At 68.2% G+C, this 21,379-nt stretch carries 16 protein-coding genes; 8 read left to right on the plus strand and 8 right to left on the minus strand.

The features are described from left to right. Window positions 1-354 precede the first annotated feature (354 nt). The 6 genes from CKO40_RS13850 (at window position 355) to CKO40_RS13875 (ending at window position 6,098) form a co-directional block, all read left to right on the plus strand. A complete protein-coding gene (locus tag CKO40_RS13850) occupies window positions 355-840 on the plus strand; it encodes a methylated-DNA--[protein]-cysteine S-methyltransferase (RefSeq protein ID WP_200346822.1) in 486 nt (161 codons plus the stop codon). Continuing rightward, complete coding sequence (gene xerD, locus CKO40_RS13855) at window positions 821-1,762, plus strand: site-specific tyrosine recombinase XerD (RefSeq protein ID WP_200346823.1); 942 nt, start codon at window positions 821-823, stop codon at window positions 1,760-1,762. Before CKO40_RS13850 ends, xerD begins: the two co-directional genes overlap by 20 nt. 184 nt (window positions 1,763-1,946) lie before the next feature. Next, window positions 1,947-2,663 carry a DsbC family protein gene (locus CKO40_RS13860; RefSeq protein ID WP_200346824.1) on the plus strand — a complete coding sequence of 239 codons (717 nt, stop codon included), beginning with the start codon at window positions 1,947-1,949 and terminating at the stop codon, window positions 2,661-2,663. Window positions 2,664-2,678: 15 nt separating this feature from the next. Next, window positions 2,679-3,170 (plus strand): disulfide bond formation protein B, encoded by a 492-nt coding sequence (locus tag CKO40_RS13865; RefSeq protein WP_200346825.1) that lies wholly within the window; start codon window positions 2,679-2,681, stop codon window positions 3,168-3,170. Between the two features lie 134 nt (window positions 3,171-3,304). Further along, window positions 3,305-3,973, plus strand: a complete 669-nt coding sequence (locus CKO40_RS13870; RefSeq protein ID WP_200346826.1) for a thiol:disulfide interchange protein DsbA/DsbL — start codon at window positions 3,305-3,307, stop codon at window positions 3,971-3,973. A gap of 58 nt (window positions 3,974-4,031) precedes the next feature. Then, a complete protein-coding gene (locus CKO40_RS13875) occupies window positions 4,032-6,098 on the plus strand; it encodes a S9 family peptidase (RefSeq protein WP_207173652.1) in 2,067 nt (688 codons plus the stop codon). 22 nt (window positions 6,099-6,120) lie between these two features. Here the strand turns inward: CKO40_RS13875 and mutS are convergent, their stop codons facing one another. After that, window positions 6,121-8,850, minus strand: a complete 2,730-nt coding sequence (mutS, locus tag CKO40_RS13880) for a DNA mismatch repair protein MutS (RefSeq protein WP_200346869.1) — start codon at window positions 8,848-8,850, stop codon at window positions 6,121-6,123. Window positions 8,851-8,951: 101 nt separating this feature from the next. Between mutS and CKO40_RS13885 the strand changes: the two genes are divergently transcribed. Continuing rightward, window positions 8,952-9,515: a Uma2 family endonuclease gene (locus tag CKO40_RS13885; protein WP_200346828.1), complete on the plus strand. Its 564-nt coding sequence runs from the start codon at window positions 8,952-8,954 to the stop codon at window positions 9,513-9,515. Window positions 9,516-9,655: 140 nt separating this feature from the next. Beyond that, window positions 9,656-13,240, plus strand: a complete 3,585-nt coding sequence (locus CKO40_RS13890) for a DEAD/DEAH box helicase (protein ID WP_200346829.1) — start codon at window positions 9,656-9,658, stop codon at window positions 13,238-13,240. 488 nt (window positions 13,241-13,728) lie between these two features. On the opposite strand, the gene CKO40_RS13895 is transcribed toward CKO40_RS13890, so the two are convergent. From CKO40_RS13895 to CKO40_RS13925, 7 genes are all read right to left on the minus strand, one after another. Continuing rightward, the gene (locus CKO40_RS13895; protein WP_242477040.1) at window positions 13,729-14,421 is read right to left on the minus strand and encodes a hypothetical protein; all 693 of its coding nucleotides are present in this window, start codon (window positions 14,419-14,421) and stop codon (window positions 13,729-13,731) included. Between the two features lie 89 nt (window positions 14,422-14,510). Then, complete coding sequence (locus CKO40_RS13900) at window positions 14,511-15,065, minus strand: cyclin-dependent kinase inhibitor 3 family protein (RefSeq protein WP_200346830.1); 555 nt, start codon at window positions 15,063-15,065, stop codon at window positions 14,511-14,513. A 31-nt stretch (window positions 15,066-15,096) separates the two neighbouring features. Beyond that, complete coding sequence (locus CKO40_RS13905; protein WP_200346831.1) at window positions 15,097-15,534, minus strand: ACT domain-containing protein; 438 nt, start codon at window positions 15,532-15,534, stop codon at window positions 15,097-15,099. A gap of 174 nt (window positions 15,535-15,708) precedes the next feature. After that, window positions 15,709-17,043, minus strand: coding sequence for a phenylacetate--CoA ligase family protein (locus tag CKO40_RS13910; protein WP_200346832.1), 1,335 nt, complete (start codon window positions 17,041-17,043; stop codon window positions 15,709-15,711). Between the two features lie 231 nt (window positions 17,044-17,274). Beyond that, window positions 17,275-17,796 carry a 2-oxoacid:acceptor oxidoreductase family protein gene (locus CKO40_RS13915; protein ID WP_200346833.1) on the minus strand — a complete coding sequence of 174 codons (522 nt, stop codon included), beginning with the start codon at window positions 17,794-17,796 and terminating at the stop codon, window positions 17,275-17,277. Between the two features lie 161 nt (window positions 17,797-17,957). Next, window positions 17,958-19,679, minus strand: a complete 1,722-nt coding sequence (locus CKO40_RS13920) for a thiamine pyrophosphate-dependent enzyme (RefSeq protein ID WP_200346834.1) — start codon at window positions 19,677-19,679, stop codon at window positions 17,958-17,960. A 43-nt stretch (window positions 19,680-19,722) separates the two neighbouring features. Further along, window positions 19,723-21,156, minus strand: a complete 1,434-nt coding sequence (locus CKO40_RS13925) for an alginate export family protein (RefSeq protein ID WP_242477041.1) — start codon at window positions 21,154-21,156, stop codon at window positions 19,723-19,725. Between the last annotated feature and the right edge of the window lie 223 nt (window positions 21,157-21,379).

The raw sequence follows: 21,379 nt of genomic DNA on the forward strand, positions 1-21,379 counted from the left end.
TCGGGGAGGGCATCTGGGGGTTGGCCATCATCGCAGGCTGGTCGATACTCGCAGGCTCGCTACCATAACCGGTTCCGCGGCATGAGTTACAGTGAAGTCGTGACCCCATTCGGCCCCATCGGCCTCCATTGGCAGGCAGAGCGATTGCTGCGCGTCCTGCTGACACCGCAGGCGGGCGCCGTCGCGCCCCGCGCCGAGAACGCTACCGCTGCTGCGGCTCCTGGCGCTATCGCCGCTGCTGCTGCGGCTCCTGGTGCTGCCGCTGCTACCGCCGCCGCTGCTGCTACGGCCACTACTAGCGCTGCCATCGCTACCGCCACTGCTGCCGACGCTGTCGCTGCCGAGCCGTCTCCGATGCCGACCCGACACCAGAACCCGACGCCGGCACCGCGCTGGATCAGCGAGGCGTTCGACGCCTACTTCGCCGATCCCGCGCAGCCGATCGACTGCCCGATCGAGCCGGCGGGCACCGCGTTCCAGCGCCGGGTCTGGGCGCGCATCGCGGTGATCCCGCCGGGCCAAACGGTTACCTACGGCGCGCTCGCCAGCGCGCTCGGCAGCTCGGCGCGCGCCGTCGGCAACGCCTGCCGGGCCAACCCGGTGCCGCTGCGCGTGCCGTGCCATCGGGTGGTCGCAGCAAACGGGCTCGGCGGCTTCGCCGGTGATCGCGACGGCCGGCTGCTCGCGATCAAGCGCTGGCTGCTGGCGCACGAGGGGACGCTCGGCACGGAGGGGACGTTCGGCACGGAGCGGGCGCTCGGCACGGAGGAGACCGGCGCGCGGCGCATGCGCCGTCCGGCAGCACAGGAGGACAGCGCTGATGACGCAAGCCGGCCCTGAGCATCAAGCCGACCCCGAGGGCGGTGATCGCAGGGGCCTGCGGATCATCGAGGCCTTCGCCGATGCGCTCTGGATGGAGCGCGGGCTGAGCGAGAACACGCTCGCGGCCTACCAATCCGACCTGCGCGCCTTCCAGCATTGGCTGAGCCATGAGCGTGGACGCGCCCTCGACGCCGCCGAGCGTGCCGATCTGCTCGACTATCTCGCGCTGCTCGCCCAGCAAGGGCGCAAGCCGCGCTCCTCGGCGCGGGTGCTGTCCTGCCTGCGGCAGTTCTACCGGCACCTGCTGCGCCAGGGGCTGGTTACCGAGGACCCGAGCGAGCGGGTCGATGCGCCGCGCCTCGGCCGGCCGCTGCCGAAGACGCTGACCGAGGCCGATGTCGAGGCCCTGCTGGCGGCACCGGACGCCGATGATCCACGCGGCCACCGTGATCGCACGATGCTCGAGGTGCTCTACGCCAGCGGTCTGCGGGTGACCGAGCTGGTGACCCTGCGCCCGGATGCGGTGAGTCTGACCCAGGGCGTGGTCCGGATCACCGGCAAGGGCGGCAAGGAGCGCTTGGTGCCGCTCGGCGAGGAGGCCACGAGCTGGATCGCGAGCTATGTGCGCGGCCCGCGTGCCGTCTTGCTCGGCAGCCGCGCCTGTGATTATCTGTTTCCGACCCAGCGCAGCGACTGCATGACGCGCCAGGCCTTCTGGCAGCTGATCAAACGCTATGCGGCCGAGGCCGGCATCCTGAAACCGCTGTCGCCGCATACGGTCCGCCATGCCTTCGCCACGCACCTGCTGAACCATGGCGCCGATCTGCGTGTCGTACAGATGCTGCTCGGCCACAGCGATCTCTCGACGACCCAGATCTACACCCATGTCGCGCGTGAGCGCCTGAAGCAGCTGCATGCGACGCACCATCCACGTGCCTGAATCCGGTCTCGAGCTCGCTGATGCACTATCGCCCCGTCACACGGCATGACGGGGATCTGTCTGGATCGTAACCGGCGGACTGTGGACCTGGTCGCCCGCATGCTCTATGTTGCCATCCCTCACATTCTGAGCCGTCTGATCGCGACAGGCTCAGTGTTATTGATACTGAAGCGAGGACAACAGGATGACAAAACCTATCGGAATCGGCCTCGTCGCCGCAGTGCTGCTCGCGGCGGGCGCGCTGGCCCATGCCAGTGAGGCGAAGACCATCCGCGAGGCACTGGCCAAGGTCTTGCCCGGCGAGAAGCCGACCAGCGTGCAGCCGACGCCGATCGACGGCCTGTATCAGGTCGAGATGGGCCCGCAGGTGATGTACATGACCGGCGATGGCCGGTATCTGTTCGACGGCGCGATCGTCGATCTCGAGACCCGGGAGAACCTCGCCGAGACCGCGCAGAACAAGGCCCGACTGCGCGCGATCGAGGCCGTCGGCGAAGACGAGATGATCGTCTTCGAGGCCCCGGATGCCGAGCACGAGATCACCGTCTTCACCGATATCGACTGCGGCTATTGCCGCAAGCTGCATCAGAACATCGATGCCTATGCGGAAGAGGGCATCAGCGTCCGTTACCTGTTCTATCCGCGCACCGGTGTCGACACGCCGTCATATCAGAAGGCCGTCGCGGTCTGGTGCGCGGACGATCAGCAGAAGGCGATGACCGCGGCCAAGAACGGCCAACCGGTCGAGAGCGAATCCTGCACCAATCCGGTCGAGCGGCACATGGAGCTCGGCGAGCTGATGGGCATCCGCGGCACGCCGGCGATCGTGCTCGATAACGGCCAGATGGTGCCGGGCTTCGTCGAGCCGAAGCGCCTCGCGCAGGTGCTGGAGCAGCAGTAGTCAAGCGTTTCATCCGTGAACCATTTGCTCTGGCTGACAGCGGCGGCCGTCTCGGCCGTCCTCGCGATCGCCAGCGTCTTGTTGACCGTCTGGTTGCAGCTGCAGCCCTGCCATCTGTGCATCTTCCAGCGGCTGCTCTTCATGATGATCGCGGTCTTCGCGCTCGTCGCGGCCTTCACGCCCGCGCTGCTGCGCCGGGTCGCCGGCGTCTCGGTCGGCCTGCTGGCGGCTGCCGGGGCCTGGACTGCGGCCTACCAGTCCTGGCTGCAGCAACAGCCGCCTGGCAGCGTCTCCTGCATCGGCGGCGAGCTCGGCCCGATCGAGCAATTGGTCGAATGGCTCGGCCAGCGCCTGCCGTCGTTGTTCCTGGCGACCGGCTTCTGTGAGGACGAGGCGCTGGTGATCCTGGGGCTCTCACTGGTCAATTGGTCCCTGATCTGTTTCCTGGCCGTGCTCGGGCTGGCGCTCTGGCTCACGGCTAATGCGGCACGTCGATCACACTGGTGAGTCAACCCCGGCTCGATGATCAACCGAAGCGCTTGCTCGCAAACGACTGGAACCGTCTGCACAGCAGCGGACCGGGGCGGCTTGGCGGACGCCCCCTCACCCCTCTCGAACTGATGATTCTCGGAGATTGAACAATGGATGCGATTCGCCGTCGCTCGACCGTCGTGATGCTGAGCCTGTTCGCGTTCCTGGCGCTCCCTTGGGCGCCGCTGCTCGCGGCCCCGTCGGAACTGATCGAGGGCCGCCACTGGCAACCGGTCAAGACGGGGCCGGCGCAGACCGATACCCCTGAGATCGAGGTCTTGGAATTCTTCTCCTACGGCTGCCCGCACTGCGGTGATCTGAACCCGCTGATCAAGGCTTGGGCCGCGGAGCTGCCGGAGGATGTCCGCTTCGAGCGGGTGCCGGTGACCTTCGGCCGTGCCGCTTGGGAGAGCTTGGCGCGACTGTTCTTCACCCTCGAACTCGCCGGCGAGCTCGAGCGGCTCGACCAGAACGTCTTCAATGCCGTCACCAAGCAGCGGGCCAATCTCTACACCAAGAAGGCGATCCTGGACTGGGTCGGGGAGCGAGAGGTCGAGCGAGCCAAGTTCGAGGGGCTCTTCGAGAGCTTTGCGGTCGAAGCGGCACTGGCGCGCGCCAGTACGCTCGCTGCGCGCTACCGGGTCAATGCCGTCCCGATGATCATCGTCGACGGGCGCTATCAGGTGCTCGGCGAGGGCGCCAAGACCCATCGCGAGCTGCTCGGGATTGCCGACCGCCTGATCGAGAAGGCGCGGGCCGCGCGGACCGCGGATCAATAACCGCCTGAGACCGCCGAGGCCCGTTCCAATGCCAAGGTTCATGCGCATGGGATTACTCATGCTCTGGAGTCTGCTGATGACCATCACCGCACTGGGATTCGCGACTGAGTCCTCGCCCGAGTCCGCCGATGGCGGCGGGCACGTCACCATCGGCTCGACGCCAGCGGACGCGTCATCCCGAGCGCAGGCCCGAGCGCAGGAGGCCCCCGCAGCCCGTGCGACCGGGCCCGCGGGGAGCAGCCAGGAGTTGCCGCCGCTGATCCCGCGCGAGGTCCTGTTCGGGAATCCGACCCGGACCCAGGCGCAGCTCTCGCCCGATGGCGCGCAGCTGAGCTGGCTCGCACCCTCGGCCGATGGGGTGCTCAACGTTTGGGTACAGCCGGCCGACCGCAGCCGCGAGCCGCGTCAGATCACCGATGATCGCAAGCGCGGTATCCGCCGCTACGGCTGGAGCGAGGACGGCTCCCAGGTGCTCTATCTGCAGGACGTCGGTGGCGACGAGAACTGGCACCTCTACGCCACACCGCTCGATGGCGGCAAGACGCGCGACCTGACGCCGTTCGAGGGCGTACGCGCGCAGAACCTGATGACCGATCCCGAGCATCCGAACGAGCTCTTGGTCGGCCTCAATCGTCGCGATCCGAGCGTGTTCGACCTCTACCGGATCAGGCTCGACAGTGGCGAGGTGACACTGGACACCGAGAACCCTGGCGATGTCGTCAGTTGGCTGACCGACCCGGACTTCCGCATCCGTGCCGCCGAGGCCATGGACCCGACCAGTGGGGACAGCATCGTGCGGGTGCGCGCGGACGAGGATCAGCCCTGGCGCGAGCTGGTGCGCTTCCCGTTCGGCGAGAACGGTGGCGCGTTGGATTTCGATGCCGACGGCGACAAGCTCTATCTGACCAGCTCGCTCGGTTCCGATACCACCCGGCTGCTGCTGATGGACATCGAAAGCGGTGAGGTCAGTGACACGCTTGCGGTGCATGACAAGGCCGATGTCGGCGCAGTGATGATGCACCCGACCGCGCATCGGGTGCAGGCGGTCGAGTTCGACTACCTGCAGCCCGAGTGGGAGGTGCTCGATCCGGCCATCGCCGACGATCTCGCCTTCTTGGAAGAACAGACCACCGGCAGCCTGTCGGTGGTCAGCCGCACCCTGGCCGATGAGCGCTGGATCATCGCCGATCAGCCCGACGACGGGCCGGTGACCTATTCGCTCTATGAGCGCGAGCCGCGCAGGCTCGAGACCCTGTTCGTCACCCGCCCCGAGCTGCTCGACTACGAATTGGCGGCGATGCAGCCGCGCCTGATCGAGGCCCGCGACGGCCTGACCCTGCCGGCCTACCTGACGCTGCCGCCGGGGATTGCGCCCGAGGCGCTGCCGATGGTGCTGCTGGTCCACGGCGGCCCCTGGGCACGCGATGACTGGGGCTACGACGCCCAGGCGCAATGGCTCGCCAACCGCGGCTATGCGGTCTTGCAGGTCAACTTCCGCGGCTCGACCGGCTTCGGCAAGGCCTTCCTGAACGCCGGCAACGGCGAGTGGGGCGTCGGCGCGATGCAGCATGACCTGACCGACGCGGTGCGCTGGGCCATCGAGCAGGGCCTCGCCGACCCGGAGCGGGTCTGCATCTACGGCGGCTCCTACGGCGGCTATGCGACGCTCGCCGGCCTGACCTTCACCCCCGAGCTCTATGCCTGCGGCGTCGATATCGTCGGCCCGTCCAACATCCAGACCCTGTTCGCATCGATCCCGCCGTATTGGGCGCCGATGAAGAGGCAGCTGGTCAAGCGCGTCGGCGATGTCGAGAACGATGCCGAGCTCAACCGCCGCATCTCGCCGCTGTTCCATGCCGAGCAGATCCAGGCACCGCTGATGGTGCTGCAGGGCGCCAATGATCCGCGGGTCAAGATCGCCGAGGCGGACCAGATCGTCAATGCAATGCGCGACAAGGATCTACCGGTGACCTACATCGTCTTCCCGGACGAGGGCCATGGCTTCGCCCGCCCCGAGAACCGGCTCGACGCCAATGCCCGGATCGAGCAGTTCCTCGCCGAACAGCTCGGCGGCCGCGCCGAGCCGCTCACGCCGATCGAGGGGAGCTCGGCCGAGGTGCGTTAGCGGAACTCTGGTTGATCGCTTGTCACCCGTTGCGGTCCAACGCCTGTAACCGATAGAGCGCCTCGAGCGCCTCGCGCGGGCTGAGGTCATCCGGGTCCAACGCGCGCAGTGCGTCGAGGGCCGGTTGTTCTGGCTTCTCGATGTGCTCGGGGCGCGTCGATTTCGAAGTGCGCTTCGAGGCCCGCTTCGAGGTGCGCTTCGGGGTTCGACCCGAGGCCGGCCTGGGCGAAGAGATCGCCGGCTCCGAGATCGATGCGTTCGAGCGCGCCGGGTCCGGCGCGGGTGGAAACAGCGAGAGCTGAACCGCGTCCGCCTGATTTGCCTTCGACTGCGCCTCGAGCCGCTGCAGATGCTCTCGCGCGCGGGCGATCACCGCCGCCGGCACCCCGGCCAGCGCGGCAACCTGCAGGCCGTAGCTCTGGCTCGCCGGACCGTCGCGCAGGCTGTGCAGGAAGACGATGCGCTCGCCGTGCTCGACCGCATCGAGATGGACATTGGCCACACCCTCATAGCGCTCCGGCAATGCGGTCAGCTCGAAGTAATGGGTCGCGAACAGGGTGAACGCGCGGAGCTGATCGGCGAGCGCCTCGGCGCAGGCCCAGGCCAGCGAGAGGCCGTCGAAGGTGCTGGTGCCGCGGCCGATCTCGTCCATCAGCACTAGGCTCTCGGCGGTGGCGTTGTTGAGGATGTTCGCGGTCTCCTCCATCTCGACCATGAAGGTCGAGCGCCCGCCGGCGAGGTCATCGGCGGCGCCGATGCGCGAGAAGATGCGGTCGATCGGGCCGAGCCGCGCCGCGCGCGCCGGGACGAAGCTGCCGGCATAGGCCATCACGACGATCAGCGCGGTCTGGCGCATGAAGGTCGATTTGCCGCCCATGTTGGGACCGGTGATCAGCAGCATCCGCCGCCCCTCGTCGAGTTCGAGCCCGTTCGGGACGAAGGGCTCGGCGCGCACCTGCTCGACCACCGGATGGCGGCCGTCCTCGATCGCGATGCCGGGCGCATCGCCGAGCTCCGGCCGGCTCCAGTCCAGTCGCTCGGCGCGCTCGGCCAGGTTGCAGAGCACATCGAGCTCGGCGATCGCGCCGGCGCTCGCCTGCAGGGGCTCGAGCTGTTGTTGGAGCTGGCCGATCAGGGCGTCGTAGAGTTGCTTCTCGCGCGCCAAGGCGCGCTCGCGGGCGCTCAGCACCTGCTCCTCGAAGCGCTTGAGCTCGGGGGTGATGTAGCGCTCGCTGCCCTTCAGGGTCTGGCGGCGCTGATAGTCGGCCGGCACCTGCTCGGCATGGCTGCGGCCGAGCTCGATGTAGTAGCCGTGTACCCGGTTGTAGCCGACCTTGAGGGTGCTGATCCCGGTGCGCGCGCGCTCGCGCTGCTCCAGATCGAGCAGGAATTGATCGCCGTGCTCGGCCAGGTCGCGCAGCTCGTCGAGCTCGGCATCATAGCCGCGCGCGAGCACGCCGCCGTCGCGGATCAGCATCGGCGGCTGCTCGATCAGCGCCCGCTGCAGCAGCGCGAGCACCTGCGGATGCTCGCCGAGCTGCGGGCGCAATGTGCGCAGACGCGCGCTGTCGGGACCGTCGAGCCCGCTGTGCAGCGCGGGCAGGCGCGCGAGGGCGTCACGCAGGGCGGCCAGATCGCGCGGGCGTGCCGAGCCCAGCGCGACGCGCGCCAGGATGCGCTCCAGGTCGCCGATCGCGGCCAGCTCTTCCTGAAGCACCTCGAAGGCCGCCGTGGACAGCAGCGCCGCGATCGCCTCATGGCGCTCGGCGACGGCCAAGCGGTCGCGCAACGGGCGATTGATCCAACGTCGCAGCAGGCGCGCCCCCATCGCGGTCGCGGTGCGATCCATGATCCCGGCGAGGGTGTGCTGATCGCGGGTGCCGCTCGCCTGGCCGGTGCTCGCGGCCGTGCTGAGCGCGTGGGTCAGCTCCAGGTTGCGACGGGTCGCGGCATCCAGGATCAACGCCTCGTCGCGGGTCTCGGTGCGCAATGCGCGCAGATGCGGCAGGGCGACGCGCTGGGTCTCCTTGACGTACTGCAGCAGGCAGCCGGCGGCGCCGATCGCCAGACGCAGCTCGGCGCAGCCGAAGCCGTTCAGGTCGCGGGTGCCGAACTGCTCGCACAGCAGGCGCTCGGCGCTCTCGGCATCGAAGGACCAGGGCGCGCGCCGGGTCAGGCCGGTGGCGAGCTCGCCCAGCCGCTCGGGCAGGGTGCTGGTCTCGCTGAGCAGCAACTCGGCCGGACGCAGGCGCTCGAGCTCGGCCAACAGGGCCTCGTCGTCGTCGAGCTCCAGCACCCGGAAGCGACCGCTGGCCAGCTCCAGGGTGGCGAGGCCGACGCGCTCGCCGGCGCCAGTCCCAGGCGTGGCCCCAGACTCGGCGAGCGCGCAGAGCAGGTTCTCCTGACGCTCCTCCAGCAGCGCCTCGTCGGTCAGGGTACCGGGGGTGACGATGCGCACCACCGCGCGCTCGACCGGCCCCTTGGACTTGGCCGGATCGCCCTTCTGCTCGCAGATCGCGACCGAGACGCCTTGGCGCACCAGCCGCGCCAGATAGGACTCGACCGAGTGGTAGGGCACCCCGGCCATCGGGATCGGCTGCCCGGCCGACTGGCCGCGCTTGGTCAGGGTGATGTCGAGCAGTTGCGCCGCGCGCTCGGCGTCGTCGAAGAACAGCTCGTAGAAGTCCCCCATGCGATAGAACAGCAGCATCTGCGGATACTCGGCCTTGATCCGCAGGTACTGCTGCATCATCGGGGTGTGTTGTTCAGTCAATGGTTTCGTGCCTGCGATACTTGTGGAATCTTTCAACACCGTGCAAAACAACCCAGAGTGGCCGAGGAGGACTCAATCAGATGTTCGCCAAGCAGTCTTCGTCCAGGCTCAGCGTCGAGGAGTATCTTGCCAGCGAGGAGGGCGGCGAAGTGCGTCACGAGTACATCGACGGTCAGATCTATGCCATGACCGGAGCGAGCGATCGGCATGGCTTGATCGTCTCCAATCTCGTCGCGGGGCTGAGGCCACTGATCCGTGGTCGCGGCTGCCAGCTCTTTGCCAATGACATGAAGGTCCGTTTGCAGATAGCCGAGCAGGACATCTTCTATTATCCGGATCTGTTGCTGAGCTGCGATCCAGACGATCGCGAGACCTACTTTCGCACCAAGCCCTGCATGGTCGTCGAGGTCTTGTCCGACTCGATCGAGCGGATCGATCGGCGCGAGAAGTTCCTGGCCTATACGACCTTGCCAAGCCTGCAGGACTATCTGCTGGTGAGCCAGACGCGGCGCGAGGTCTGGCACTATCGCCGCTCACTGGATTGGGCCACTGAGGTGCTGACCGAAGGGGATCTCGGGCTCGACTGTCTGGAGATCAGGCTGCCGCTCGAGTCGATCTACGAGGAGATCGAAGGGCTCGACTGAGCGGTAATGGATGTCCTGCTGGTGCCTAGCGCGTCGGGCAGCGGCGAGAGGACGTCTGCAAGGTCGGTCGCGATTGCCCTGCGACGGCAAGGCTCGTACTCTTTCGCGCTTTGCCCAGGCCAAAGCAAGTCTCTGCCGCCTTGATCTACGACTTCGAACAGCTTGCCGATCTCCTCCCGCCGGTCTATGTCCAGCGCGGGATGCGCTACCTCGCGACCGGGCATGTGCTCAGCGTCGATCCTCGACCCGAGGCCGGGATGGTCACGGGTCGGGTGCGCGGCTCGGGCTCGCGCATCTATCAGGTCAAGGTGCACATCGAGGAGGATGCGGGTCAAATCCCGATCATCCATGGACACTGCAGCTGCCCGGTGGGCTGGAACTGCAAGCATGTCGCCGCCGTGCTGCTGGCCGCGGGCCGTTCGGTGCAGGCGGCATCGAGCACCCCGGGTCAGCCCGTGAGCGGGCGGCGGCTCGCTCCCGCGAGTGGTGAGCTGCCGCATGCGCTCAGCAACTGGCTCTATGAAACCGAGCGGCTGACCGCGCGCCCGGATGATCCGCACTGCCTGCTCTATCTGCTGCGGCTGGAAACGCGCGCGATGGGATATCCGCGCGTGCGCGTCAGTGGCGTCAAGGTGCGTCGGCTCCAGAGCGGCGGCTACGGCAAGCCGGCACCGTTCAACCTGCGCAGCCATTCCCAGGCGCGCTTCATCCAGCCGGACGACCGGCGCATCATGGCGCTGGTGGCGGCGCAGCCGATGCGGGGCGAGGTCAACGGCACCGTCCTCGATGACGAGCTGGGGGTCGCGCTGCTGCAGGCGATCCTCGCCTGCGGACGCGGCCATTGGCAGGATCAGGACGGCCCGCGTCTGGTCCCGGGCGCGCCGGTGGCGGGAACCCTGAATTGGCGCTGGCAGGAGGATTCGAGGCTGCATCTGGTGTTCGAGCGCGAGCAGGAGCGGGAGCCGCAACCCGCGCTGGCGCCGGCGCCACAGCATGAGCCCGCTGCGCAGGAGCTGGAGCACGGGACCGACCACGAGCAAGAACACGCGCAGGAACACCCTCAGGAACCTGAGCAGGGTCTCGAGGGCGAGAGTGCGCCCAAGCGCGAGGCCGGCCCTGAGCCCGGGCACCGCTCCGAGCCGGAGGACGAGCCCACGCCCAGCCAGGGGGCTGGAGCGGAGAATCAGCATGCCGGCCTGGTGCTGCTGCCGCTGAGCCCGCCCTGGTATCTGGACCCGCGCTCGGGCGCCTGCGGCCCGATCGAGACGCCGTTCAGCGAGGCGCAGGCGACGGCGCTGGTGCGCGCGCCGGCGATCCCGCTTGCCGAGCTCGAGGCCTTCGAGCAGGCGACCCGCACGCGGTTGAAGGGGCTCGACCTGCCGCCGCCCCCGCGTCCTGAGCAGCGCACCCTCGAGGTCGAGGCGCCGACCCCCTGCCTGCGGCTGCTGAGCCGGGAGGTCCAATCGCAGCCCGTCTACGGCGGCTGGGGCGGCTATTACGGCAGCACGGCGCAGCCGAAATGGGAGGACGAGGCGCGGCTCGAATACGATTATGCCGGGGTGCGGATCGATCCGCACCAGCCCGGCGAGCGGGTCGAGTACATCGAAGACGAGATCATGGTGACCTGCGAACGCAATCCGGCAGCCGAGCGCCAGGCCGTCGATCAGCTCGATGCCCAGGGCCTGCTGAAGCTGACGGACAATCGCGATGAGCCGGGGCAGCCGTTCGCGCCCGCCGCGGTCGAGGATTGGCTGAGGTTCATGGATCAGGGCATGCCGGCGCTCGAGCAGGCCGGCTGGCGCATCGAGGTCGACCCGAGCTTCCGCTTCCCGGTCGGGCGGGTCGGCGACTGGGACCTGGACATCGAGGAAGGCGAGGGCGGTCGCTGGCTGGACCTGAGCCTCGGGATCGAGGTCGATGGCGAACGGCTGGACCTGCTGCCGATCCTGGTGAACCTGATTCAGAATCCGGAGGTGGACCTATCAGGGCCGGCGCTTGCCCGCATCAACGAGGACACCCGCTTCATCCTGCGGCTGGACGACGGCCGCTACATCTTCTTCCCGGCCGCGCGCCTGAAGCCGATCCTCGCAACCCTGATCGAGCTCTACGATCCGATGGCCCGCTTGCAGGGCGATGGCCGGATGCGCCTGTCGCGCCTACAGGCCACCGAGCTCGCCGAGCTCGAGCAGCAGGCGCCGGAGCTGCGCTGGCGCGGCGGCGAGCAGGCGCGCGCCTGGGGCCGACGCTTGCGTGAGTTCGAGCGCATCGAGCCGGTCGCGCCGCCCGCCGAGCTGCAGGCGGATCTGCGGCCCTATCAGCAGGACGGGCTAAACTGGCTGCAGTTCCTGCGCGATTTCGAGCTCGGCGGGGTACTCGCCGATGACATGGGCCTGGGCAAGACCATCCAGGCGCTAGCGCATCTGCTGCTCGAGAGGGCCGCGGGCCGCACCGATCGCCCGAGCCTGGTGGTCGCGCCGACCAGCCTGATGTTCAACTGGAAGCGCGAGGCCGAGCGCTTCGCGCCGTCGCTGCGGGTGGTGATCCTGCAGGGGCCGAAACGCCAGCAGCACTTCGACCATCTCGCCGAGCAGGATCTGGTGCTGACCACCTATGCCCTGCTGCCGCGCGATCTGGAGGTGCTGACCGCGCAGGCCTGGCATCTGCTGATCCTCGACGAGGCGCAGGCGATCAAGAACCCGCGCAGCAAGGGCGCGCAGGCGGCGCGCGCGTTGGACGCTCGACATCGGCTCTGCCTCACCGGCACGCCGCTGGAGAACCATCTCGGCGAGCTCTGGTCGCTGATGGATTTCCTGATGCCCGATCTGCTCGGCGACGAGCGCAGCTTCCGGCGCTTGTTTCGCAATCCGATCGAGCGCCATGGCGAGCACGAGCGCACCGAGCCCCTGCGCCGGCGGATCGCACCCTTCCTGCTGCGCCGCACCAAGGAGGACGTCGCCGCCGAGCTGCCGCCGAAGACCGAGATCCTGCGCGAGGTGGCCTTGGCCTCCGATCAGCGCGACCTCTACGAGACCCTGCGCCTGGCGCTGCACGAGAAGGTGCGCAAGGAGATCGCGCGCAAGGGCCTCGCGCAGAGCGGCATCATCATCCTCGATGCGCTGCTGAAATTGCGCCAATGCTGCTGCGACCCGCGCCTGGTCTCGCTCGAGAGCGCGCGCGGGGTCAGGGGCTCGGCGAAGCTCGACCTGCTGATGGAGCTATTGCCGGAGCTGCTGCAAGAAGGGCGGCGGGTGCTGCTGTTCTCGCAGTTCACCAGCATGCTGAGCCTGATCGAGGAGGCCCTGGCGCAGCGGTTGGATCAGAAGAAGGGCCGCGACTACGTCAAGCTGACCGGCCAGACCCGCGATCGTGAGACCCCGGTCAACCGCTTCCAGGCCGGCGAGGTGCCGTTGTTCCTGATCAGCCTCAAGGCCGGCGGCAGCGGCCTGAATCTGACCGCGGCCGATGCCGTGATCCACTACGACCCTTGGTGGAACCCGGCCGCCGAGCGCCAGGCGACCGACCGCGCGCACCGGATCGGCCAAGACAAGCCGGTATTCGTCTACAAGCTGCTGACCGAGGGGACCGTCGAGCAGCGCGTCGCCGAACTGCAGGCGCGCAAGCAGGCGCTGGCCGATGCGATGCTCGAGGGCGGCGGCACGGCGGCAAAGTCGCTCACGCCTGAGGATCTCGATCTGCTATTCGCGCCGCTCGAGGGTAGCGACTGAGACTCAGCCGATGCGCAACGCAAGCGGCACGCGCGCAACCGATTCGCCATTCGGCGTCCTGGGTGCCGGCGCGCTCTTAGATGCTGCGCCAGACAGCTCGTCGGCGATGGCCTAGAGGCTATTGCCCAGTTGGCTGAGTTGGTCTTGGGTCATCTGTAGCTCTCTCGCCGATGGAGAACCCGGCCCACCAGGATTGTCTCGTCGACGACATCGAACCTCGAGTTTGGCCATTTTCGCCGAGCGTGCTGGTCCCCGGAGAGTGGCCCCTGCGAGGGGCAGTCCTCGGCTGAGCGATTGGCGGCAGAGCGGAGCAGGCGGTCTCGTCTGATGTCGACCAAAACGCCAAATTGTGCCGCCCATGCCCGCTCTGCCGTTGACGATGGTACCCGTTTTAGAGCCGTTTGCCGTGCTGTTCGCGCGTCCGAGCTGGGCGCATGTGGAGGTGTTGGTGATCGGCACCCTGCTCGTGCAGGGGCCGCGCACGGTGATTACGGCGCTGCGCGTGATGGGGCTTTCCGATCCTTCGCCAAACGCCCAGCCAGATCCGCTTTGCGCGCAACCATCTTCTCGGCCAGCTTGCGGCTGCCGCCGGCCTCGACGATCACCTGGCGAATCCGCTCGCCGGGGATTCGCGCGACGACTTCGATGGCCGCCTTGATGTCATCGGGACACATGTCGGCGAAGAGTTTGACCGCATGCGGGTTGTCGGCGTCCGTTCGCATGACTTCGAGTTCGTTCACCTGGGTGCCGAAGGCCTTGCCCTTGGGATCGCCGTGGGCGCGAAAGGCCAGCGCGCCGCCCAGGTCGAGCGTCAGCACGCGACCGTCGACGACCCCCTGATTGTCGCCGGCGAAGCCGGCAGCGTCCCAGTTGGCGGTCCAGGCATGCACGCCGAGCCAGCGCTGGGCCTGCCGGCGCTCGCCCTCGTCGAGGTGCGCGACACAGCGCTTGTCGAGCTCGACCCACTCGGTGGCGATCCGCTCGGGCTCCGCCATGCGCACATAGGTCAAGGTCGGCGCGCCGGTCAATTGGTAGAGCCGCGCGGCGAGCATCTCGTTGCGGGCGTGCATCGGTGATTCCAGCATCTTGACGTAGTAGCGTTGTCCGCTGTCGTCCTGGAAGATGCCGGCAGGATTGGTGCCCAGCTGATTGCCGACTCGCTGCAGAGCGGCGGTATCCATCGGTGGCCGATTGGAGATCATCGCGATTATTGGCTCAGGCAAGGCGCTCGGATAACGAGATCAGGCAAGGAGCGCAGGCAACCAAGCGCTTAGGATAGCGCTCGGGTGCGACGCACCAGGCCGAGCTGCGCCGGCGTTTCGATCGCCCCCTTGCGCGCGCGGCGTACCGCGCGAATCGCGGCTGTGGGCTCCATGCCGAGCTCGACCAGCAGCCGCGCCGAGATCATGCCGGCCCGGCCAAGGCCGCCCTTGCAGTGCACCAGCACATCGTCGCCGTCGCGTAGCCGCTGGCGGATCACGGCACCCTCCGTGACCCACTGCTGCTCGAAGTGCGGGGAGGGCACCGAGAAGTCCGCGATGGGCAGATGGCACCAGGCCATGCCGCGCTCTCGGACCTCGCGACCGAGATCGGGCACCTTGAGTATCGACAGCTCCTCGGGCTCGACCAGCGTCAGCACCAGCGTCGCGCCCCAGGCGGCGATCGCGTCCAGATCGGTCGCGAGATCGCGTTCCCAGGCGCCGGTATAGGCAAAGGGGTCCTGCTTCCCGGGACAGAGGGTGATGCCGATCCGTCCATGCTCGGGGCGCGCGCGGACCTCGGCGATCTGCAGCGGATGGCTCTGGCTGGTTCGGGGTATCGACATCCAACCCTCGTTGGGCGCGGCTGGCCCTGTCTCAGCCGACCAATGCCGCCAGCCGCTCGGCGTCGACCACCTTGTGGCCGCTCGCCTCCAACACTGCGATCGCCTGATCGGGCTGCTGGAAGCGGAACACCAGGATCGCCCGGTCCTCGCGCCGCAGCGTGAAGGCATAGACGTACTCGACATTGAGCCCGGCCTGCTCGAACACCTCCAGCACCTCGGCGAGTCCGCCGGGCTGGTCCGGCACCTCGACCGCGACCACCTCGGTGAGGTTGACCGCCCAGCCGGCGTCGTTCAATACCTGCGCCGCCCGCTCCGGGTCCTGCACGATCAGCCGCAGGATGCCGAACTCGGCGGTGTCGGCGAGGCAGAGGGTCATCACATTGATGCCCTCGGCGGCGAGCAGCCGCGTCGGCTCGATCAGCCGGCCGGGGCGGTTCTCGAGGAAGAGAGAGAGCTGGTTGAGTTTCATGGGGTCCCCGTTGGAGGCTGCGAATCCGGTGTCAGGGCTAGGGCTACGCGTTGAATGGACGGCATCGGCTGAGACATCCAGGGCAGGCGTGCGGATCGGATCGATGATTCGCTGGGTCCATTTGGTTGATCCGTTCGTGCCAGTCCTGTCCTGTGGGCGCGGATCGAGCTCGGCTCAATCCCCGCGCTGATCGATCACGCGCTTGGCCTTGCCCTGGCTGCGCTCGATACTGTGCGGCTCGACCAGGCGCAGCCCGACGCGCACGCCGACGATACGCTCGATCGCCTGCGCGATGCGCCGGCGCACGTCCTCGAGCATCCGTACCTGGTCGCTCAGGACCTCGGGCGTGACCTCGACCTCGACCGTCATCTGATCCAGTCCCTGCTCGCGGGTCAGGATGATCCGGTAATGCGGCAAGGTGCCCTCGACCGCAAGCAGCGCCGCCTCGACCTGCGACGGGAAGATGTTGACACCGCGGATGATGATCATGTCGTCGGAGCGACGGCCGATGCGCTGGATGCGGCGCAGGCTGCGCCCGCAGCCGCAGCGCTCGGGGATGATCGCGGTGATGTCGCGGGTGCGGTAGCGGATCATCGGCATCGCCTTCTTGCTGAGCGTGGTCAGCACCAGCTCGCCTTCGCTCCCGTCCGGCAGCGGCTCGCCGGTCTCGGGGTCGATGATCTCGGGGAGGAAGTGATCCTCGAAGATGTGCAGGCCCTGCTGCTCACCGCACTCGACGCCGACGCCGGGGCCGATGATCTCGGAGAGGCCGTAGATGTCGTGGGCCTTGATGCCGGCGGTGGCCTCGACATGGGCGCGCATGCCGTCGGACCAGGGCTCGGCGCCGAACACGCCGACCCGCAATGGCAGCTCGCGCAGGTCGACCCCGAGCTCGCCGGCGCGTTCGACGAGGTGGATGAAATAGCTCGGGGTGCAGCAGATCGCCGACGAGGCGAAGTCGCGCATCAGCATGACCTGGCGGTCGGTATTGCCGCCGGAGATCGGGATCACGGTCGCGCCGAGCGCCTCGGCGCCGTAGTGCGCGCCGAGCCCGCCGGTGAACAGGCCGTAGCCGTAGGCGTTCTGGACGATGTCGCCGCGATGCAGGCCGCAGCAGGCGAGCGTGCGTGCCATGACCTCGGACCAGACCTCGATGTCCTCGCGGGTGTAGGCGACCACGATCGGCTTGCCGGTGGTGCCGCTGGAGGCGTGCAGGCGCACCACATCGCCCATCGGGCTCGCGAACAGGCCGAACGGATAGGTGTCGCGCAGATCGGCCTTGACCGTGAACGGGAGCTTGGCGACATCGTCGAGGGACTGGATCGATGCGGGCGTCAGGTCGCGCTCGGTCATGCGCTCGCGGAACAGCGCCACATTGTCGTAGGCGCGCGCGACGACCGCGCGCAGCCGCCGCAGCTGGACCGCCTTGAGATGCGCGTCAGGCAGGAAATCGGGCGCGCTCGCCGGATGGAAGCCACCTTCGGCGTCATTCCAGAGCTCTTTCAGCATGGTGGAGCCTCGTGGTTCATCTAGCGCCGGATCGCGGGCAGCGATCGCGGCGGTCGTCGTAAATCATCATTGCAGCCGTGGAGGCCCGAGCAGGGGCACGTCCAAAAGGCCCGAGCAGGGGCTCGCCCATGATGCGGATCGGAGCGCGTGCCGAGGCTGCAGTCGGGCCTCTGGCCGCTGCCGGGGGCGCTCGTTCGAGTGCCAGGATCGCAGCCCAAGCGCAGGCCCGGCCTAGCGCGCGCCTTGGCCCCGGCCCGAACCCGGCCCCGGGCCTGGCCCGCGGGCGCGGCCGATCGCGAACGCCTGCGCGTTGATCGCATGCAGCTTCTCGGCGAGATTGGCCTGGATCGCCTGCTGCCAGTTGTCCTCGCCGATCTCGAGCGCGGTCGACAGGGCGCCGAGCATCGCGACATTGAAGCTCTTCTTGTTCTTCAAGGCGCCGGGTTCGATGAGCTCGGGGCTGAGCAGACGACCCTCCGGGTGCAGCAGGGGCCGTGCGACCTCGACCTGGGTCGGCTCCAGCACCAGCAGCAGATGCGCCTCGCCGGCCGGGACCATCGGGCTCAGGACCGGGCTGTGAACGGGGTCGCCGAAACGCACGTCGCTGGTGACCGAGCCGCCGCGCTGGCTCATCCCGTGCAATTCGCTCTTCTTGACGTCGAAGCCGGCGGCGAGCGCGGCATCGGCGAGGATATCGGAGGCCTTGACGACGCCTTGGCCGCCGAGGCCGGCGATGACGATATTGGTGATCATCGAGAGTGGAGACTGGTTGGCAATGCTTGGAATGGTTGGCAGAAAGGGGCGCGGCACGAATGCGCTGTCAGCGGCTGGGCCGTGACACGCGCTCCAGCGCCGAGCCGGCGATGCCCTGCAGCAAGCGCACGCCGATGCGGCGCTGAAGACCGCTATGGGGCTCACTCATCAGTGACCGCAGCACAGGCTGTCGAGGCCTGCGTGCGCGCCTCGGCCGCGGCCTTCTCGTAGAGCCGGATCTTCGGCGCCGCGAGCACGCAGGGCTGGCGGGCGACGAGCAGCGAGGTCTCGTCGCGCGCGAGCAGCGCGCTGATGCGCTCCTTGAGCGAGAGATCCTTATCGGCCGCATCGACCACCTCGACGTTCTGCACCCCCATCGCCCGCGCGACCGCTTCGAAGTGCATCTTCGCGCTCGGCGCATGGTTGAGCGAACGGCCGGTGCCCGGATGCTCCTGCTGGCCGGTCATCGCGGTGGTCTCATTGTCGAGGATCAGCACCAGATGGCCGGTCTCGGGCGGGTTGTAGACCATCTCGGCGAGACCGGTCAGGCCCGAGTGGACGAAGGTCGAATCGCCGATCACGCTGACCACGCGCCGCGCCTCGGCGTCCGGCAGCGCGTGCCGCAGCCCGAGCCCGACGCCGATACTCGCGCCCATGCAGACGCAGGTGTCCATCGCCGAGAACGGCGGCAGCACGCCGAGGGTGTAGCAGCCGATGTCGCCGGCGACGATGCAGTCGAGATCGCGCAGCGCCTCGAATACGCCGCGGTGCGAGCAGCCCTGGCAGAGCTCGGGCGGCTTGCCCTTGGCCGGGGCGGGCTCGGTGGTGTCATCGCCGGCGATGATCCGGCGCGCGCGCGCGACATCGAGCTCGCCGAAGCGAAAGCGCTCGGGCTTGCCCTCGGCGGCAATCCCGGCTGCGCGCAGATCGTCGACCAGCACCGGATCGCCTTCCTCGATCACCAACAGGCGCTCGACCTCGGCGGCGAAGGCGCGAATCCGGGTGAGCGGCAGCGGATAGGTCAGGCCGATGTTGAGCTGGCGCACCCCAGGCGCGGCCTCGCGCGCATGCATCGCGGCGACGCCGGTGGCGATGATGCCGAGACGCGGCGCATCGTCAGACCCCACATCAGGCTTGCCGCTAGGGTCGCTGTTCGGCGCAGCGGGATGCTCGGTCACCGGCCCTTCGGCGTCGTTCCAGTCACTGATGGCCGCGAGCTTCTCGCGCAGCCGATGATGCGCCGGCTTGGCGAAGGCCGGGATCATCACCCGTGCCGGGATGTCGCGGCGGAAGTGGCGCTTGATCTGCGCGTCATCGGGTCGCGAACTGTCGTCGCGCGGGGCGTGCCGTTGCTCAAGCGGGCGCGGGCGCACCACCGTCTTGGCGTGGCAGATCCGCGTGGTCAGCCGCAGGATCACCGGGATCTTCCAACGCTCGCCGAGCTCGAGCGCGAGCCAGGTGTACTCATAGGCCTGCTGCGAGTCGACCGGCTCGAGCATTGGCGCGCCGGCGGCGCGGGCGAAATGGCGGTTGTCCTGTTCGTTCTGGCTCGAGGCCATGCCGGGGTCGTCGGCCGAGACGATCAGCAGGCCGCCGTCGACATCGGTGTAGGTCGCGGTGAACAGCGCATCGGCGGCGACATTGAGGCCGACGTGCTTCATCGTCACCAGGGTGCGGGCGCCGGCGAAGGCGCTGCCGATGCCGACCTCGAGCGCGACCTTTTCATTCGGCGCCCATTGCGCGCGGCCGCCGAGGCGGTCGAAGGTCTCGAGGATCTCGGTCGACGGGGTGCCGGGATAGCCGGTGCCGAGCGCGACCCCGGCGTGCAGGGCGGCGAGCGCGACGGCGTCATCGCCGGTGAGAAGGAGGCGTTCTTGGTTCATGCGTCTACCAACAGTCTCTCGGATCAGGGTCGAGCGGGCGGGGTCACCAGTTCAGCACCAGCTCGGCGCGGACGAAATAGGCATCATCGCGTCGATGCGCGGCGTAGAACTCACCGGGCGCCAGATACTCGGCGACGAGGTGGCCGGACAGATGCTCATGGAGCTTGGCCTTGAGCCAGGCGGTGAGCAGATGGCCGCGAAACCGGCCGTCGCCCGATAGGTTGACGAGTTGGGCGGGCGTCCGCGTGCTCTCTTCATTGGCGAACAAGGCGTGATAGTCGAATGTGAGCAGGGTGGTCGGATGCACCTGGGCGGCCCAGCCGAGGTTGAGCCGGAACAGGTTCGTCGCCTGCGCCACGCGGGTCTCGAGCGGCCATTGATAGATCATCAGCTCACTCCACTGCGGCCAGCGGCCCCAGAGCGGATCAAAGGCCTGATCGGTGGCGTCGTCGGGATCATCGCCCGAGAGATACTCGAGGTCCGCACGCAGGCGGTTCTGCAGCGGATCATCGAAGGCATAGGCGAGCTGCGCGTTGAGGCCGAAGGCGTTCACCGTGCGCTGGTTCAGCTCGCCCCATTGATAGGCGCCCTCGGCCCGGCCGCTCCAGCCCGGCGCAAGGTCCCCGTCGACGCGCAGCCCGATGGTGTAGAGGTCGCCGGCATCGCTCGAGGACGGGAAGGGGGCGCCGTTGTTGACGCGGATGCTGCGCGGGGTCGGGTGCGGGCGGTCATGCTGATAGATGAAATAGCCGTCGAGATCGCGGCCCGGGAGTAGCGCGCGGTTGCGCGCATAGGCGATGACGCCGGTCTCGTGCTGCTCGGTCTGGTCCTCGATCGCGTCGTTGAACGGCCGTGGGAAGCGGCCGGTGTCGGCATTCTGGTCGATGTAGACCAGGTCCAGCACCGTCTCGATCGCATCCAGATCCAGCGTGGCGCGCGCGGCGTCGAAGTAGATCGTCCGTGAGCCGTCCAGCGGCGTGCCCTCGAGCACGAGCCAGCCGTGGCCGAAGACCAGGTCCTGGCGGCCGAGCTTGAGACTGAACGGCAGGTCGGCAGGTTGGTCGAAGCTGAGCGCGAGGCGATCGAACAGCACGCCCCCCGAGTACCAGGTCTCGAAGCCGGGCACCGGCCAGTCGGCGGCCTCGGGCTTGTTGTAGTGCCGACCTTCCCAGATCAGGCGGGCGTCGGCGGCGAGCCAAGTGGTCGGCGCAGTGCGGCCCCAAAGCCGGCCGCGATAGCGCTGGAAGGTCCGGTCGGCGATGGCCGCGTCGTCATTCAGGCCGACGTTGCCGATGAAGACCTGGCGCAGGCGCAGATCGCCGCCCCAGTCGGTGTTCCAGTCGCTGTCCCAGTCGCGGTCCCGGCTCAGCGCGTCGCGGGACTGGGTGGACGAGGCTTCGGCTGCGCTCCAGGCCATGATGGGCGCGAGCAGGAATAAGGGGCCGCAGCGGCCGAGCCATCGAATACGTTGCGTCATGTCTCGATTGTCAAGGCGTTGTATCGTGCTCGGACGTCTGGGCTCACTGGTGTGGACTCACCGGTGTGGGCTCGTTGGCTTGGGTGCACTCGTCGCCGCGCCGGTCATCGCAATCCGACGCGGGACGAACGGTCCCGGTCGACCCGCCAACGGCAGGCGGGGAGCGTACACGGGTCGGCGTTCGGGATCATCGCCTTGGGGGCGTCAGCCGCGCCCGAGGTGA

Source organism: Halochromatium glycolicum, assembly GCF_016584085.1.
GTDB classification, from domain to species: Bacteria; Pseudomonadota; Gammaproteobacteria; order Chromatiales; family Chromatiaceae; genus Lamprobacter; species Lamprobacter glycolicus.